The organism is Achromobacter sp. ACRQX (assembly GCF_022346505.1).
Taxonomy (GTDB): Bacteria; Pseudomonadota; Gammaproteobacteria; order Burkholderiales; family Burkholderiaceae_B; genus Achromobacter; species Achromobacter animicus.
Map to the genome: position 1 here is coordinate 41,125 of NZ_JAKRML010000032.1, position 16,457 is coordinate 57,581.

13 protein-coding genes are annotated in these 16,457 nt (G+C 64.3%); 5 read left to right on the forward strand and 8 right to left on the reverse strand.

Translation table 11 applies throughout. The features are described from left to right. Positions 1–25: 25 nt before the first annotated feature. Positions 26–625 carry a TetR/AcrR family transcriptional regulator gene (locus MHZ91_RS23315; protein ID WP_343052107.1) on the forward strand — a complete coding sequence of 200 codons (600 nt, stop codon included), beginning with the start codon at positions 26–28 and terminating at the stop codon, positions 623–625. 10 nt (positions 626–635) lie between these two features. Here MHZ91_RS23315 and MHZ91_RS23320 read toward each other — a convergent pair whose 3' ends face one another. The 4 genes from MHZ91_RS23320 to MHZ91_RS23335 all read right to left on the reverse strand — a co-directional run bounded on the left by MHZ91_RS23320 (position 636) and on the right by MHZ91_RS23335 (position 6,521). Then, positions 636–1,535 (reverse strand): DUF6708 domain-containing protein, encoded by a 900-nt coding sequence (locus tag MHZ91_RS23320; protein WP_239215927.1) that lies wholly within the window; start codon positions 1,533–1,535, stop codon positions 636–638. After that, entirely contained in the window at positions 1,519–4,353 is a 2,835-nt protein-coding gene (locus MHZ91_RS23325; RefSeq protein ID WP_239215929.1) for a toxin VasX, read from the reverse strand. Before MHZ91_RS23325 ends, MHZ91_RS23320 begins: the two co-directional genes overlap by 17 nt. Further along, positions 4,350–5,303 carry a DUF4123 domain-containing protein gene (locus MHZ91_RS23330; protein WP_239215931.1) on the reverse strand — a complete coding sequence of 318 codons (954 nt, stop codon included), beginning with the start codon at positions 5,301–5,303 and terminating at the stop codon, positions 4,350–4,352. Before MHZ91_RS23330 ends, MHZ91_RS23325 begins: the two co-directional genes overlap by 4 nt. Positions 5,304–5,546: 243 nt before the next feature. Then, the gene (locus tag MHZ91_RS23335; protein WP_239215933.1) at positions 5,547–6,521 is read right to left on the reverse strand and encodes a tripartite tricarboxylate transporter substrate binding protein; all 975 of its coding nucleotides are present in this window, start codon (positions 6,519–6,521) and stop codon (positions 5,547–5,549) included. 375 nt (positions 6,522–6,896) lie between these two features. Here MHZ91_RS23335 and MHZ91_RS23340 point away from each other — a divergent pair, with 375 nt between their 5' ends. After that, positions 6,897–9,350: a mechanosensitive ion channel domain-containing protein gene (locus MHZ91_RS23340; protein WP_239215935.1), complete on the forward strand. Its 2,454-nt coding sequence runs from the start codon at positions 6,897–6,899 to the stop codon at positions 9,348–9,350. 90 nt (positions 9,351–9,440) lie between these two features. Here MHZ91_RS23340 and MHZ91_RS23345 read toward each other — a convergent pair whose 3' ends face one another. After that, a complete protein-coding gene (locus MHZ91_RS23345; RefSeq protein WP_239215936.1) occupies positions 9,441–10,145 on the reverse strand; it encodes a hypothetical protein in 705 nt (234 codons plus the stop codon). A 117-nt stretch (positions 10,146–10,262) separates the two neighbouring features. Here MHZ91_RS23345 and MHZ91_RS23350 point away from each other — a divergent pair, with 117 nt between their 5' ends. From MHZ91_RS23350 to MHZ91_RS23360, 3 genes are all read left to right on the forward strand, one after another. Then, positions 10,263–11,012 (forward strand): hypothetical protein, encoded by a 750-nt coding sequence (locus tag MHZ91_RS23350; protein WP_239215937.1) that lies wholly within the window; start codon positions 10,263–10,265, stop codon positions 11,010–11,012. A 141-nt stretch (positions 11,013–11,153) separates the two neighbouring features. Next, positions 11,154–12,110, forward strand: coding sequence for an alpha/beta fold hydrolase (locus MHZ91_RS23355; protein WP_239215938.1), 957 nt, complete (start codon positions 11,154–11,156; stop codon positions 12,108–12,110). Between the two features lie 83 nt (positions 12,111–12,193). After that, a complete protein-coding gene (locus tag MHZ91_RS23360) occupies positions 12,194–13,108 on the forward strand; it encodes an MBL fold metallo-hydrolase (RefSeq protein WP_239215939.1) in 915 nt (304 codons plus the stop codon). Here the strand turns inward: MHZ91_RS23360 and MHZ91_RS23365 are convergent. The 3 genes from MHZ91_RS23365 to MHZ91_RS23375 are packed head-to-tail and all read right to left on the reverse strand — an operon-like array spanning position 13,092 to position 16,455. Beyond that, positions 13,092–14,492, reverse strand: a complete 1,401-nt coding sequence (locus MHZ91_RS23365; protein WP_239215940.1) for a M20 family metallopeptidase — start codon at positions 14,490–14,492, stop codon at positions 13,092–13,094. The genes MHZ91_RS23360 and MHZ91_RS23365 overlap by 17 nt on opposite strands. Continuing rightward, positions 14,489–15,469: an ABC transporter ATP-binding protein gene (locus MHZ91_RS23370; RefSeq protein ID WP_105238663.1), complete on the reverse strand. Its 981-nt coding sequence runs from the start codon at positions 15,467–15,469 to the stop codon at positions 14,489–14,491. Before MHZ91_RS23370 ends, MHZ91_RS23365 begins: the two co-directional genes overlap by 4 nt. Continuing rightward, positions 15,466–16,455, reverse strand: coding sequence for an ABC transporter ATP-binding protein (locus MHZ91_RS23375; RefSeq protein ID WP_239215941.1), 990 nt, complete (start codon positions 16,453–16,455; stop codon positions 15,466–15,468). The genes MHZ91_RS23370 and MHZ91_RS23375 overlap by 4 nt, the downstream gene beginning before the upstream one ends. Positions 16,456–16,457: the final 2 nt, after the last annotated feature.

A 16,457-nucleotide genomic window follows, 5' to 3' on the forward strand; every position in this document is an offset into this window, starting at 1 on the left:
TAGGTAGTATTTTTCCGCGATGATCATGGCACTACCCGATTCGGCACCGCAGGACAGGCGTCTCACCAAGGGAGAGCGCACACGGCTACAACTTTTGGCAGTCGCAGCGGCCGAATTCGCCGAACGGGGTTTTCAGCACACCCGCGTCAGCGACATCGTCGCCCGCGCCGGGGTGACCCAGCCCGTGTTCTACCAATACTTCACCAGCAAGCAGGCGGCCTTCGACGAGCTGGTGGCGCTTTTCGCCCAGCGGCTGCGCCGGGCGATCAGCGAGGCGCGGCTTCCCGGCCACCTGCAGGGCGAAGCCCTGGTCAACCGCATCCGGCAGGGTATCGGGACGCTGCTTGCCATCCTGCAGGAAGACCCGAACCTCACGCGCATCGGCTTTTTCCAGGCCGAAGCGGCCGAGGCGCTCAAGGATGAACTGGTCATCCTGATCGCCGAGAACGTCAGGGCGGAGCAGCAGGCAGGGTTGTTCCGGCCGGAGATTTCGCCCGAGTGGTTCGGCCAGTCGCTCATTGCCCTCATCGAGCGTTTCACGCGCCTGATGCCCGACGTGGCCGGGCAGCAGGCGGTAGCGGAGTTCATGACGGATCTGCTGCTCGATGGGATGCGCAGGCGGTAGGTCGGCTCCATTAATCAAAGCCGCACAACCTGTCGATCTCTTTGGGAAACTGCGCGTACGGCACGTGGTATTGAAGGAAGGCCTCTACACTGTTCGGATACGCTTCAATCACCAACAAAAATAACCAGAGCGGGATGGTAATAGGCGCTTTCAATATGCCGTTGGGTTGAGCGAGCTTGCGCCGCAATTCGGTACACCAATCCCGATACGGCTTGAGCGTTTCATGTGTCCGGCTTAGTCGCGGCACCAGCAGAGCCGGCTTCGGCAAGCCCTCTGGGCCGTTTTCCATGAAAGCGAGAAGGTAAGACCACAGGTCTTTCGCGGACTGATCTCCGGTAAAAGCGCCAGCATTGCCGCACGCCACGCACACCTCTGAAGGCGGGTCCATGCTGTAGTCGACGCCAATTAGATAGAGAGGGTGTCGGGTGAAGTAGCCGCTTGGGGAGACGATTGGAATGTAGCCGGCTACCGCTTCCAGTTGATCCCAGGCAAGAACAAGCAGCCGCTTCTGCCGTGGGGGTACGAAGTAGAGCTTTCGGGTGCCGCGGTGGACACGGACATATGCGCCGCGACTCTTGTGAGTTCCGCCTGCGAAATAAAAAATCAAGGCCATGATTGTCAAGGCGGGAGACGCGGCGAGCATCTTCAAGAAACGTTCGTCGCAAATGTTCTCCACACCCAATGCGAATGCACCCGCGATGAGCGTCACAATACTTATAAGGATTGACATCCCAATGTAACTTGCCGCCCCCGATTGCACATGATTCGCGTATGTTTCGAGTTCGATACAACGGTCGTTAGCACGTCGGACGCCATCGGGCTTCGGGGCTGCAAATGCAGCCCCCTTTCTGTCGAGGGGTGTGCTTCCAAGGCGAAGACTATTTGGAAGACGCTTAATTTTTGTATTCATTTGGGGGGCGCACAGGCTCAAGTTTGGATTGATCGATCGGCTCTTTAAACCATCCTCCCGACGTGAATGCCAACGGAGCCGGCGCACAGGGCTGCCGAATTGCCAGAGTTGGATGTCGTTCTGGATCGGGAAAGTAGAGATATTCCAGTGCCACTTCGGCATCCTCATGCATGAGGATCGACCAGCCGCATTCTTTGCCGGTCCCACCTAACCGCGAAACGATGCATTCGACTTCATAGTCGACGGGTTTCGTGCCGGGCGCGTACGCAATGGGCCCGTCCACGTGAGAAAGCTGCCTGCCTCGCATAGTTAGAGACAGCCTCGACTGAAATCGGTCCCCGAGATAATCGGAGTTATCGGGTAGCTGGCAACTGATGCGAAGAGCACCTACCGTATATCCCGCTGCGTTGGTCCATTCAGTTGTCAACCGCGGCCGATAGAGAATGCCGTGAACCGCTTCCAATTCTTCAGCGTTGGAGTAATGCCGGTCTTCCACTCCCCATGCACTGTATTTGAGCCAAAGCTCGACTGGACCATGCGTAGTGATATCAACACCGAAGGCAAATCCAACCGAGACAACCGCCACAATTCCCGCCACAATTGCCCATCCCGCTGGATTTAAGCCGAGCACAATTGCAGTACCCCCGCTGACAAGGGAGGCTGCCGCAGCCGTACCTCCCGCTCCCATCGCGACAGCAATAATGCCGCTAGCTATCGCTGATCCGACCAACATCCCTGCTTGTTCCGGGTTGCCGTCAATAAACGCCCGGATCGCCCTGATCAAGTCGGCTACTGCCGCCAGTCCAGCCGCTCCAGCTCCAAAGACCGCGAGGCCTCGCTTTGCTGCAGAGACGGACAAGCTGAGCGCTAAAGCTGCATTTCCCTGCCTCATTGCACCGAATGCAATCATGGAAAAACTAATTTCTACGCCGGCGGCCACGACGGCGCTTGTCGCTCCAAAAACGCTTACGTAGTTGGCGGAATTTGCGTCTGTCCTGCTTAGGTTCTTCCAAGCGTTCGAAAACGCATTCAACGCGAGTAGGCCACCCAGTCCGGCGAACAAGTGTCCGGCTGGTGTTCGCAGGCGAATCAACATATTGATGAATGGATTGCCTTCCATTCGAACTGCTTTGGAAGGCGGCAGTACCGGCTTGTCCGTTTGCGCCTCGTCAAGTTCACGGTACGTGGTTTCACCAACTTTCACCCAGTCGTAGACTGAAGTCCTCTTATCCACGTCAGCCGGTTTGATCCTCGGCGACGGCATCTTCCACCCACGCAACCCGTCTTCGCCAAGTGTTTGATAGCCTTGGAGCTCATAAGCGGCACGCTGCAAATCCCCCAGGCCGATGTCATAGCGGACGATGGTGAAACCGGCTCTAACCTCCATCACGTGCCGCAGACGTGGCATCAGTACATCAGCCACTTTGGCTTCCGGGAGCACCTGCAGCAACCCGATCAGCGCGTTTGAGGCTGTGGTGAGCTGGTGCTGTTCCAACACCTTGTCCATGACGCTGAATAGGTTCTTGGCAATCTCACCGGAACTGGCTTTCAACCTGGCAACAAGCAACTCGCTGCCATTTGCCAGCGCGAGCCAGTAAGGGCTTTTGTCGACGGGTAGACTGATCAGATCGCTCAACACCTGTATTCCAGCTTCGGAGTGCACGAGGCCGCCAATGCACTGGAAGACGGCGTTCTCATAGTCATGCGCGTTGTGAATCACGCTGCGGTCAAAACAGTGCAGCGCCTTGCCCAATAGCCGCGACGGATCGATCAGGCGAACCCACGCAAGCGAATCCTTTACTGCTGCCGCAATAGTGCGGTCGAACGCTTCGCTCTCCTTGGCGTAGACGCCGGGAAACAGCATCGCGCCAGCGTAGTTCACCAGGTTTTGCTGCTTCGCTATCGTATGGGCCAAGTCCGGGCTTTTTCCCGCCTGCTTCTTCATTCCCTCGAAGTAATTTCGGATGAGCGTCGCACTTTGCAGCTTGTGCGCGTTTCGGCCGGCATATTCAGTCTTGAGCGTCACGGAACGGGTGATCAGGTAATGAAGCTCGCTGGCAATCCCGATCGGATCCTGCAATGCCACCACCAGAGGCGTGAAATCCTTGCGCGGCAGCAAGGCGATATACATATTGCCGAGTATGTTGTGGTGATTTGGCGCCTCTTCTGGGAACTGGATTTCACTCCATACGAAAGGCTTGGGCGCGCCGTGCCCAGCTGGCGAGACGAGTTCAGGCGCAGCCTGACCCAGCAGCGTCGCGTCGAAGATATGTTCCTGATAGGGATTGCCGGCGGGCCTGCATTGCGTGCACAACGCATCTCGAAGACCACTTTCGTTGGTCTCGATGGCCCAGAGCTTGCGGTGGGACAGCAGTGTGTCGCTCACCAGGATGTATACGGTTTCGGCAGTATTCGCATCTGGCGCGAAAAGATATGTCTGGGCGCCGACCGTATCGGGGCGGCTTAGCCTGCCCGGCGTTGCATCCTGGTCGTCGTCATAACTCCACCAAATTCGGGCGAACTTGACGTCTTCAGTGACTTGGTAGTGCTGCGTCCACATACGCCCATGCTCGAAATGGCAGAGATAGACGTAGGTACCCGGGCGCAATGTGCGCAAGCCGTACGCTTTGCCCGAAGTGAGTGTGGGATAGCCCTCGGTATTCAGGCGGGGAAACATGTCCTTGTCCCACGCGTAATCGGCAATGCCATAGCGCAGCGGATATAAAGGAACGCCGCGTTCGCAGGGCGGTGGGGAGATGGCTTTGCCGAGGCGCTTCTCATTCGGGCGAATGGAGCCAAGTGCTTTTTTGAAACTCACGTGAGATTTCCTTTAACGCGCCGCGAGCGCCGAGAGTCGTGCTTCGGCATCCGCCAATCGCCGCTTTCCGGGAATGTGCCGTTCGATCGGGATTTCCCGGAGCTCGCTGCCTTCGCGAAAAAATCTTGCGGGTACCGAAACCGCAGGTCGACGTAGTGGCGAACGTCGCGTTCCAGGGTGAGCGCAAGTTGATCCGCAGCTTCGCGAACGAACAGGTCCGTGCGCCGCCACGAGGCCGTTTCATGCTTGGGGGCGTCGAACGCTGGCGTTTGTCGGGGAATACTGCGAACGCAGTCGCGCACGAACCACGCAAAGCTGGCCTGTTCGAGTGAGACCTCGTCTGCTTTTGTCAGGGCGATGAGCTCGTCCAGTCCGGGCGTTGCTTGCACCTGTACGGGAGACTCCGCAACCGACCATTCCACCTGATGCTCCTCGCCCTCATACCAGATGAAGCGTTGGATCGGGCCGTACAGCCTGCACAGGGAAGGCGCCGTCAAGCCTTCGCAGAGATCTTCAAGCGCCCGCGCGCCATTAAGGCTGAACCTGATCGGAAATCCGTCTGTACCCGTCAGATGGTGCAGCTGTTGGAGGTGGGCGACGAGGAGGTCGATATCGTCGGGAGCCACCAAGATGATTCCTGCTTGCTGGCGAAGCCAATGTTCGACGGCGTAGGTGAACAAGGCCTCGTCGAGCGGCGCCAGCAGGGGGCCGTGGCGATAGCCCGGATTTCGGTATTCCCGAGGCGTGTCGCGCCAGACCCAGCGGTACTCGAATCCACGCTTGATTTGCAGAAGGTCGTTCTCGAGTGTGTCGCTGTGCGCGCCGTCCAGAAGAATCCAGGCGCGGGATCTCGGTTCAAGCGAGACCCAATCGGGGCATGGCGATGCATTTACCACCCGACGCGTCCATCGAGACGCCTCGGCTATCAATTCTGTCGCTGCGCCCGCCATATGAGTGTCACTCGTCAAATGAACGAAAAGTCGTTCAATCTACGGCGGGGTCGTCCCCTTGGACATATGAATAGTTCGAAAGCTCGGAAGAGCGGGTCTGATTTGTCAGAAAGTTGAGTCGGCCTGATATGCGCGAGATTCGATTGTCTGCAGAGCGCAGAGCGCAGAGGCAGATGTCCGCCAATACGAAAAACCCCGGCACGGGGCCGGGGTCGCAATGCCATCAGTGCACGACCGCGTCAGCTACTCCACCCGCGCCCCGGAAGCGCTCACCACCTTTCCTGCCGCTTCAAAATCCGCCTTCAGCAACTCCTGAAACTGCGCTGCGGATCTGGCCTCGGCTTCGACGCCCAGCGAAGCCAATCGCGCTTGCACCTTCGGGTCGGCCAGCACCTTGTTGACCGCGGTATTGATCTTGTCTCGGTCGGCGGGGGCGATGCCGGCGGGGGCGAGCAAACCGAGCCACGAATCGAAGGCGTAGCCGGGCAGGCCGCTTTCGGCGACGGTAGGAAGATCCGGCGCGAAGCGTGAACGGGTCTTGCCGGTGTAGGCCAGGAACGTGACGCGCGAGTCGTTGCGATAGGCGGTCACGCCGATGGTGGCGGCGGTGACGGCCTGGACGCGGCCGGCCAGCAGTTCGGTCACGGCGTCGCCGGTGGACTTCATGGGGATGTGCTGCATCTGCGCGCCGGCGGCGGTCAGGAACGACGCCATGCCCAGGTGCGAGGCGCTGCCGTTGCCGGCCGACGCGTAATCGTAAGCGCCGGGTTTGGCTTTGACGGCCTGGATGAATTCGGCGGTGTTCTTGGCGTTCAGCGAGGCGGACGCAAGGATGATGTAGCCGGTGTTGCCGATGTAGGCGACACCCGTGAAGTCCTTGTAGGGGTCGTAGCTGAGGTTCTTATACAGATACCCGGCGATGTTGTGGCTGGCGGCGGCAAGCACCAGGGTGTTGCCATCGGGTTTGGCGCGGGCGACCTGGGCGGTGCCCACGGTGCCGCCGGCGCCGGCGCGGTTTTCGATCACGATGGAGGCATCCAACGCGCGGCCCAGTTCGTCGCCGATCGCGCGGGCGATGGTGTCCTGGACTGCGCCGGTGCCGTAGGGCACGACGATGCGGATGACGCGTTGGTCGGCCTGCGCGGCGCCCGTGCCGGTGACGGCCAGAGCAAGGGCGAGCAGGGTGTTGCGGCGTGCAGCTTGGAATCGGGTGGTCATGAAGCGGACTCGTGGTTGGGCGCGCGCCTGTCGGAATGCGGCGCGGGCATGGCGGCGTTGGACTCTAAACACTCAAGCCGTCCGGACCAACGAATTAATCGCCGCTTGTTTATTGCTTCCAGCGATAAGCGCAGGCCGCCGCTAAAGGGGACAGAGCAGGGGCTTTATCATGTGCCCTTTGCCCAAGCCGGGTCTCCCGCAGTCGCCGGCTTCTCTTTTTACCTATGGCGTCCATGCCCTGATCGCACAGGAGATTTATTAGTGGTTCGATCCGCAACGACAGCATCCCGATCCCTTCCCTCCCGCCACCATGCCGCCGTCTCCTGGCGGCGCAGACGGGAAAGGCCCTGGCTGGCGGCCTGGCTGCTGGCGGCGATGTTGAGTTGTTTATCGATCCTCTGGCACGCTCCGGCCACCGCCGCATTCCCGCTGCTGACCCCCGCGGCGGCGGCTGAGCCGGCCCCCGCGGCCTCGGCGTTGACGCCCGCCGCGCTGGCCGATCTGCTGGACAACCCCCAAGCGCGCCAAGCCCTGATCGACCAGCTGCGCGCGCAGGCGGCCAGTGACAAACCGGTCGCCGCTGGCGCAGCGCCAGCCAAGACCGCGACGGCGAAACAGACGCCCGCCACCCCCGCCGAGCCGACGTTCCAGGAGCGCATGGCCAATGGCGTTCAGCAGTTCCTGACCGGGGTCGCGGCCGACATGGGGCAGGGCGTTGACGACATGCGCGCGCTGGCCTCGGGCCAGAATTTGCGCATGGACAGCGGCACGGCGCGCAGCGCGTTGCTGCCGCTGGCGCTGGCTGCCGCGGCCACCATCATCGCCTTCATCCTGCTGCGCATGATCGCCATGCGCATCTATACGCGGATCGACCGCTGGGTGGCCGAGCACGGTTGCGAAACCGGGTCGGCTCCCGTCCGGGGCAAGCCCGCGTCCATGAAGGTGCTGACCCGCCGCGCGGGCGCGATCGTGGGTGCGCTGGCGATCGACGTCGCCGTCGTCTTGCTGGCCGCCATGGCAGGCGGCGCGGCGGCGCTGTGGAGCACGCCGGGGCGCGGCACGCTGGATGGACTGGCCTCGCTGTTCCTGCAGGCCTTCGTGGCGGTGGAGATCGTGAAGGTGCTGATCCGCACGGTGTTCGCGGTGCGCCATCCGCATCTGCGCCTGTTGCCGATGTCGGACGAACTGGCGAAGTACTGGAACGCGTGGCTGGTGCGCATCGTGGCCGCGGCGGGTTACGGCACGCTGGTGGTCGGACCCGTGATGGCGGCGGCGCTGTCGCCGGCGCTGGGCCGGCTGACTACGATGCTCATCATGCTGGCGGTGTACATCTACGCCGTGCGCGTCATCTGGCATAACCGGCAGGCGGTCCGCGAACGGCTGGACCGCCGGGCCGCGGGCGCGGCCACGTTCATGGGCTCCCGGCTGCGGCTGCTGTCGCGCATCTGGCACGTGCTGGGCATCCTCTATTTCACGATCCTGCTTGTGGTCAGCCAGGTCGACCCAACCGATGCGCTGCCGTTCATGGCGCGCGCCACGGCGCAGACGCTGCTGGTCATCGGCGTGGGCAGCCTGCTGATCCTGCTTCTGAACGCGGTGCTGGCCAAGCCGATCCGCCTGTCGGACGACCTGCGGCGGCGCTTGCCGCTGCTGGAGGCACGCGTCAATGCGTACGTGCCGGCTGCGCTGAAGGTGGTTGGCTGGATCATCCGCATCATCATCGTGCTGCTGATCCTGGACGCGTGGCAGGCCTTTGACCTGTCGCGCTGGCTGGCGTCGGACGCGGGCGCCGCCGCGATCAAGGTGGTGCTGAACATCGTGATCGTCCTGATGATCGCCATGCTGGCCTGGACGGTGATCGCCAGCATCATCGAGCATCGCCTGAGCCAAAGCGAAGAGCGTGGCATGCCCAGCGCGCGCGAACGCACGCTGCTGGCGCTGTTCCGCAACGCCGCGCTGATCGTCATCGTGACGATGACGCTGATGGTGCTGCTGTCGCAGATCGGCATCGACGTCGGCCCGCTGATCGCGGGTGCTGGCGTGGTCGGTCTGGCCATCGGTTTTGGTGCGCAGAAGCTGGTGCAGGACATCATCACCGGCGTCTTCATCCAGCTTGAGAACGGGATGAACGAAAACGATGTGGTGCAGGTGGCCGGCGTGTTCGGCACGGTCGAGAAGATGACCATCCGCTCGGTCGGCATCCGCACGCTGGACGGCGGCTACCATCTGGTGCCGTTCTCGTCGGTGGACGTGGTGGCCAACCACATGCGCGATTTCTCGTATCACTTGGGTGAATACACGATTGCCCACCGCGAAAGCGTGGACGACGCCATCGAGCATCTGCGTGCGGCGTTTGCCGAGCTGATGACCGATTCGGTGCTTGGACCGGAGATCCTGGAAGACATGACGGTGGCGGGCGTCACGGCGGTCAACGACAAGGGCGTGACCATCCGCATCCTCATCAAGACCACGCCGGGCATGCAGTGGGCGGTGCAGCGCGGCTACAACCGCCTGCTCAAGAAGCACTTCGACGCCGCGGGCATCGAGCTGCCGTACCCGCACACGGTGGTCTACTTCGGTCAGGACAAGCGCGGCTACGCGCCTGCGGCCAATGTGCACGTACAGGCCGAGCGTGCGGACGAGGGCGACAGCGCGCGCGCCGCGGGCCATACGCGCCGCCGCCTGAAGCCGGAAGCCAGCAACGAGGATTCGGCTGAGGTGCTGGGCAATGAGCTGGAGGCTCGGGCCGAGGCCGAGGCGGAGGCCGAAGTACAGGCCGAAACGCAAGCCAACGCCGCTGCGGCCAGGACGGAGCCCGGCCGCAGCTGAACGCCTCGGGACTAGTGACGCTGGACGCCGCCTGCGTGGCGGCTGCCTGCGCGCCCGCAATGGAGGGCACGCAGGAATGGCCTGAAAGGCTTAGCGCCCGGTCTGCACGCCCGCCGCGTTCAGGCGGTCCGTCACGGCCTGATAGCCCGCGCGCGTCATGTCGGTCTTGCGGATCGCCTCGTCGCAGGCCTTGCGGTCGTCGGGGCAGCCGGCCTTGGCCGGCATGTCGCCCGCGACGACGAAGTAGTCGATCACGAACTTGGCCACGTACTTCTTCGCGGGCTTGCCTTGCAGGAATTCGGCGATGTCGGCGCGAAAATCCGCAACGGTCTTCTCGGCGACGGGCGTCCAGTTCTGGCACTGCGAGAACGTGGCGACGCCATCGGCAAAGGCCAGCTTGGCGCAGGTCAACATCAGGTCGTTGGCGGGCTTCGCGCCTGCCGGCAGCGTGGCGCGGACGGTGGCCCCGGGGGTGCCGGCGAACGTCACGACGCCGGCCTTCGCCGCTGCCGCATCGATCGTCGCCTTGAACACGAAGGAATCTTGGATCACGGCCGGCGCCTTGTCCGTCGGACCCTTGGCGTACATGTCCGAGATATCCGCGGGGTCCACACGCGATATGTCCATCATCCGGCCCAGCAGACGCCAGTCCGCCCGGAGCAGCGCGTCGTGCTCTTCGCGTATGCCGTACTCGAGCACCGCCCGTTCGATCTCGATGGGCGTGTACGCGGCGTGCGCCAGCGTGGGCAGCAGGGCGGTGGCAAGGGCAGCCAATGCAAGGGGAAGCGACTTCATGAAGACTCGGTAGAAAGAAAAGGTCCGCAAGGGTAACCGAGATACGCGACATGGGATCGGGTGAATAGGCTGCGTGCGGTATAAACGAGCACCATCATTTCTGAGCAAGGGAGTCTCGTGTCCAGCAAACCCGGAGCAGGTCGTTTCATCGCCGCGACAGTGGGCGTCATCAGGCAGCACGGCCGCGCCATGCTGGCCGCCGCGCCGTGGTCACTGGCCGTGTTCACGCTGACGTTGCCGTTTGCGCTGATGACGTCCCGGCTGTACGGGCTTGTGGATTGGCTGATCCTCGCGCTGGCGCTCGTCTGCCTGATCGCCCTCGCGCGCACCACCTACGCCTGGCATCGGGTCATCCTGCTTGGCGAAACAGCGCATGCGGCCGCGCCGCGCGGCGGCAACCCGGAAGCCCGGCATCTGGTGCTGCTGGGCGGGCTGGTGGTTGGCGTCATGGCGCTTGCGCGCGCCACCGGCGATCTGCCGTATGTGCTGTACATGCTGATGGGCGGCGCCAACGAACCGCTGTTCTACGGCGTGCTGATCGCGCTGCTGGTGGTGGTGTGGGTGCCCGTGCTGTACGGGCTGGCCGTGTACGGCGTAAGCCTGCCACGCGTCGCGGTCACCGGCGAATATGGCTTTGGCGCGGTGCGCGCCGCGATGCGTTATCCACGCTGGCCGTTGATGCTGGGGTTCCTGGTGTTGCTGGTCCTGGCCGCGCATGCCACCAACGATCTGCTCCCGCTGATGTATGACTACGTGGGCGTGCAGGCGCTGCAGGGCGTGTTGGGCGCAGTGGCGTGCGTCGCCATGACCTTCGTGCTGACGGCGATGATCGCCGTGGCGTATCGGGATTCGGCGCTGCCCGAATAGCGCCTGTCTCGCGCACGCCGGCAACCTCCAGCCGGCATTGGTGCGCATCGCACAACATCGTGCTTCCCGCGCCGTGTCTACCGCGCTCGCGGGCGCAGTCCTACGATGCCCTCACTGTCTCTTCCGACCTTGAGGATCCCCATGAACGACTCGTATAACGCCGCCCGGCGCACGCTGCTTGCCGGCAGCGCGCTCCTGGCTGGCAGCGCCTTTGCCATCGGCGCACAAGCAGCCCCGCAGCGCAATTCCCAACCCCAACGGAGCACTCCCATGAACAGCAACACCTTCGTCACGAAAGACGGCACGACGCTGTACTACAAGGACTGGGGCGCCGGCCCGGTCGTTACGTTCTCGCACGGCTGGCCGCTGAACGCGGATGCGTGGGACGGACAACTGCACTTCCTGGCGCGCAATGGCTTTCGCGTGATTGCGCATGACCGCCGCGGCCATGGGCGTTCTTCGCAGCCGTCCAACGGCAACGACATGGACACCTACGCCGACGATCTGGCGCAGTTGATCGAGGCGCTGGACGTCAAGAGCATCGCGATGGTGGGCCACTCCACCGGCGGCGGCGAAGTGGCGCGCTATATCGGCCGGCACGGCACGAAGCGCGTGTCGCGCGCTGTGCTGATCGGCGCGGTGCCGCCGGTGATGCTGAAGTCGGCCGCCAATCCGGAAGGCCTGCCGCTGTCGGTATTCGACGGCATCCGCGACGGCGTGGCGGGCGACCGCTCGCAGTTCTACAAGGATCTGGCCGTGCCGTTCTACGGCGCCAATCGCCCGGGTTCAAAGGTGTCGCAGGGCCAGCTGGACCAGTTCTGGCTGTGGAGCATGCAGAGCGGCCAGAAGAACGCCTACGAGTGCGTCAAGGCGTTCTCGGAAACGGATTTCACCGAAGACCTGAAGAAGATCGACGTGCCCACGTTGTTCATGCACGGCGAAGACGACCAGATCGTGCCGATCCACGACTCGGCCAAGAAGGCTGTGCGTCTGGTGAAGAACGCGCAGGCGATCTATTACCCCGGCGCCCCGCACGGCCTGACGGCCACCCTGCAGGACCGCATCAACGCTGACCTGCTGGCTTTCCTGCGCGGCTGACGCACGCGCCGCCGCGCAACGACCCGGCGCGAGGGCGCCGGTTTCCGGCCGGATCAACCGGCCGCCTTCAAGGAGATTCCGCCATGTTTTCCGCAGACACTTTGGACCCCATCACCCACCAGGCCATCGATCTGGTGCCATCCCGCTACGCCGTGCAAGTGGGCGATATCGATGCGCTGGTCGTCAGCGACGGCGTGTTGCCGCTGCCCACGTCGACGATGGCCACCAATGCCGATCCGGCCGATCTTGCCAACTGGCTCGATCACATGTTCATGCCGCCGGACGCCTTCGATTGGCCGCTGAACGTGATGGTCGCGCGCACCGGTGACCAGACCATCCTCATCGACGCGGGGCTGGGCGGCCAATTCTCGGGCTTTCCGCGCGCGGGCCAGTTTCCGCAGCGGCTGCAATCTGCGGGCATTCCGCTTGAGTCCGTGACGGACGTCATCATCACGCACATGCACATGGACCACGTGGGCGGCCTGCTGGTCCCCGGCGTGAAGGAGCGCCTGCGCAAAGATGTGCGCATCCACGTCAATGCGACTGAAGTCGCGTTCTGGACCTCGCCAGATTTTTCGCAGACGGTCATGCCCAAGCCGGTGCCCGCCGTGCTGCGATCGACGGCGACCAGCTTCTATGAAACGTACCGCGATCAGATCCGCGTCTTCGAGGACCGCCACGAAGTGGCGCCGGGCGTCATCGTGCGCCATACCGGCGGCCACACGCCCGGCCACTGTGTCGTCGACCTGATCTCCGGTGGCGAGCGCCTGACGTTCGCCGGCGATGCCGTGTTCCCGGTGGCCTTCGACCATCCCGAATGGCACAACGGCTTCGAGCACGACCCCGAGGAATCGGCCCGCGTGCGCTTCGCGCTGTTCAACGAACTGGCCGAAAACCAGGGTCTGCTCGTGGCGGCGCACCTGCCGTTCCCCTCGGTGGGACGCGTCGCCGTGGAAGGCAACGCGTTCCGTTGGGTACCGGTCATCTGGGACTTCTGATCTCCGGCGTGCCGCCCGCGCCGAGGTCCCAGTACAGCCCGGTCATCAGCCCCAGCGCCTGCCGCAGCAGTTCCGGCGGCAGGTGCTCGTTGGGCGCATGCTGGGAGCAGCCGGGGTAGGAGTGCGGCACCCAGATCGTGCGCAGGCCCAACACGTCGGTGAAGATGTCGTTGGGCAGCGAGCCGCCCAGGTTGGGCAGCAGCGCGGTCTTCTGGCCAGAGGTGCGTTCCAGCGAGTCCACGGCCCAGCGCACCCAGGCGTCATCCGGGTCGATGCGGGTCGCGCGGAACATGGATTCGCGCGTCAGCGAAATCTGCACCATCGGAAAGCCATGGCTGTCCAGGTGGCGGCGCAGGGCCGGAATCAGGTCGTCCGGGTCCACGCCCACCACGAAGCGCAACTGGCAGCGCGCCCAGGCACGCGGCGGGATGGCGTTGACGGGCGTGTCGGGGTTGCCGGTCTTGTAGGCCAGCACCTCGAACGAGCACCAGCCGAACACGCGTTCGGCGGGCGACAGACCGGGCTCGCCCCAATCCGGTTCGATCTCGGGGCCGTCCGTGCCGCCGTCGACCTGGCAGTCGGCCAGCGCGCGCCGCACGGCCGGCGGCAGTTCCTTCGGCACCCATTCCGGGATGCGGATCTGACCAACGGGCGAGGCGATGCTGGCGATCGCGTGGGCCAGTTGCAGGCCGGGATTGGAGATCAGTCCGCCCCAGTTGCCCGAATGATGTCCGCCGGCGCGTGCCTCGATCGTGAGGTCGAAATTCAGACTGCCGCGCGCGCCCAGGAAGATGGTGGGACGGTTGGCGCTCAGGCGCGGGCCGTCCGAGGCGATCAGCAGGTCGGCGGCCAGCAGGTCGCGGTGCTCGGTGCACAGTTCGCGCAGCCCCATCGAGCCGGTTTCCTCGCCCATCTCGATCAGGTATTTGGCGTTGAAGCCGAGCTTGCCGCGCGTCTCCAGCACCAGCCGCAGCGCCTCCATGTTGATGGTGTGCTGGCCCTTGTTGTCGGCAATGCCGCGGCCGTACCAGCGGCCTTCGGCCTCGGTCAGCGACCACGGCGACAGGCCTTCCTTCCATTCCCGTTCCAGCCCGCGAATCACATCGCCGTGCCCGTAGCCCAGCACCGTGGGCAGGGCCGGGTCCTCGATGCGTTCGGCGTACAGGAACGGCGCCAGCGCCTTCGGATGCGTCAGGGTGCGGCAGGTGAATCCCAGGGCCTCGAACGCCGGACGGATCTCTTCCTGCAGATAGTCCGCCAGCACGGCGGCGCGTTCGGGGTTCTGGCTTTCCGTGGGTAGCGCCAGGCGGCGCGCCAACAGCGTGCGGAAGGCGCCGGAATCAAAGCAGTGTTCCGCCTGGGCGATGGCGTGTGCGCGGGTCATGGCTGGGTGGCTCCATTGGAAGTCGAGGGGACGGGCGGATAGAGGTGACAGGCGACCAGCGCGCCTTCCCGCACGGTCAATGCGGGCCGTTCGGTCTTGCATTGCGCCATCGCGTGCTGGCACCGCGGATGGAACGGGCAGCCGGATGGCGGGTGCAGCGGGTCGGGGAACGACAGGCCCAGCCCCATGTCGGGGATGCCCAGCCCGGGTTCGGGCGTCAGCACCGACGCTAGCAGCGCCTGCGTGTACGGATGGCGCGGGTCGTGAAAGAGCCGGGCGGTGGGCGCCGACTCGACCACGCGGCCCAGGTACATCACGGCCACGTGGGTGGCGATGTGTTCGACCACCGCCAGGTTGTGGCTGATGAACACATACGTCAGGTTGAAGTCGCGGCGCAGATCCATCAGCAGGTTCATGATCTGCGCCTGCACCGACACGTCCAGCGCGGAGGTGGGTTCGTCGCAGATGACGAGCTCGGGCTGCATGACCAGCGCGCGCGCAATGGCCACGCGCTGGCGCTGGCCGCCGGACAGCTGCCCGGGCGTGTTGTGGGCCAGCCGCGGCGGCAGGCCCACGCGCTCGAGCATGTCGATCGCCTTGTGCATCTTCGGGTTCGGGATGCCATGCACCTCCAGCGGCAGCGACACGATCGACGCAATCGAGCGGCGCGGATTCAGCGACGAATACGGGTCCTGGAAGATGGGCTGCACGCGCCGGGCGAGGGCGCGCCGGTCCATCTGCCGGATGTCCTGGCCGTCGAGGCGGATGGCGCCTTCGGTCGGCGGCGTCAGCCCCAGCAGCATGCGCGCGAGGGTGGACTTGCCGCAGCCGGACTCGCCCACAATGCCCAGCACCGCGCCCCGGTCAACCGCCAGGTCCACGCCATTGACCGCGTGCAGCGTGCTTCGCGGACGGAACATGCCGGCGCGCACCGTGAATTGGCGGCTGACGCCATCGGCTTGCAGCAGCGCGCTCATGCCGGGACTCCTTCGGCGCTGAGGATGCAGCGCCATTGCTGGCCAGTCGCCTGGCCGTGGACGTGAACGGCCTGCCGGCATTGCGGCTGCGCGTAGCGGCAGCGGTCGGCAAAGGCGCAGCCGCGCAAGTCGCCGACCAGCGACGGCACCACGCCGGGTATGGTGCCCAGCGCTTCGCCCGGCGCCGTGCGGCCAGGCACGGGGATACAGCCCAGCAGCCCTTGCGTGTAGGGGTGATGCGGCGTCGCAAAGATGTCGGCGACGGGGCCTTCCTCGACGATCTGCCCCGCATACATCACGGCCACCTGCCGCGCGATGCGGGCGACCACGCCCAGATCGTGCGTGATCAGCACCATCGCGATGCCCAGTTCCGCCTGCAGGTCGGCCAGCAGCCGCAGGATCTGCGCCTGGATCGTGACGTCCAGCGCGGTGCTGGGCTCGTCGGCGATCAAGAGCTCAGGGCCGCACATGAGCGCCATCGCGATCATTACGCGTTGACGCAGTCCGCCGGACAACTGATGGGGATACTGCCCCAGCCGCTGGCCGGCCGAGGCGATGCCGACCTTTTCCAGCAGTTCCACCGCCCGGTCCCGCGCCTGCTGGCTGCTCGCCTTGCAGTGGTGGATGTAGTGTTCGGTGAGCTGTTCGCCAATGGCGTAGGCGGGATTGAGCGCCGTCATGGGCTCTTGAAAGATCATCGCCATCTTGCTGCCGCGCAACGCGTTGACGCGCCGCCCGCGCGCCTTCGAAAGGTCCTCGCCCAGCACCGCCAGCCGGCGCGTGCTGCGCCGGGCGGCCTTGGGCAAGAGGCCCATGATGGCCAGCGAGGTCATGGACTTGCCGCAGCCCGATTCCCCCACGAGGCACAGCGTTTCGCCGCGCTTGACCTGGAAGGAGACATCGCGCACCGCGTGCAGCGGCCCGCGTGGTGTGGCGATGTCGACGGTCAGTCCCTGGACGTCCAGGACGATATCGGTGCCGTTCATGC

Bases quoted from the DNA above. Each gene is read 5' to 3' on its own strand.
- MHZ91_RS23335 (WP_239215933.1), bottom strand. From the start codon at position 6,521: ATGACCACCCGATTCCAAGCTGCACGCCGCAACACCCTGCTCGCCCTT.
- MHZ91_RS23365 (WP_239215940.1), bottom strand. From the start codon at position 14,492: ATGACCCGCGCACACGCCATCGCCCAGGCGGAACACTGCTTTGATTCC.
- MHZ91_RS23330 (WP_239215931.1), bottom strand. From the start codon at position 5,303: ATGGCGGGCGCAGCGACAGAATTGATAGCCGAGGCGTCTCGATGGACG.
- MHZ91_RS23355 (WP_239215938.1), top strand. From the start codon at position 11,154: ATGAACGACTCGTATAACGCCGCCCGGCGCACGCTGCTTGCCGGCAGC.
- MHZ91_RS23345 (WP_239215936.1), bottom strand. From the start codon at position 10,145: ATGAAGTCGCTTCCCCTTGCATTGGCTGCCCTTGCCACCGCCCTGCTG.
- MHZ91_RS23360 (WP_239215939.1), top strand. From the start codon at position 12,194: ATGTTTTCCGCAGACACTTTGGACCCCATCACCCACCAGGCCATCGAT.
- MHZ91_RS23320 (WP_239215927.1), bottom strand. From the start codon at position 1,535: ATGAATACAAAAATTAAGCGTCTTCCAAATAGTCTTCGCCTTGGAAGC.
- MHZ91_RS23370 (WP_105238663.1), bottom strand. From the start codon at position 15,469: ATGAGCGCGCTGCTGCAAGCCGATGGCGTCAGCCGCCAATTCACGGTG.
- MHZ91_RS23340 (WP_239215935.1), top strand. From the start codon at position 6,897: ATGTTGAGTTGTTTATCGATCCTCTGGCACGCTCCGGCCACCGCCGCA.
- MHZ91_RS23315 (WP_343052107.1), top strand. From the start codon at position 26: ATGGCACTACCCGATTCGGCACCGCAGGACAGGCGTCTCACCAAGGGA.
- MHZ91_RS23375 (WP_239215941.1), bottom strand. From the start codon at position 16,455: ATGAACGGCACCGATATCGTCCTGGACGTCCAGGGACTGACCGTCGAC.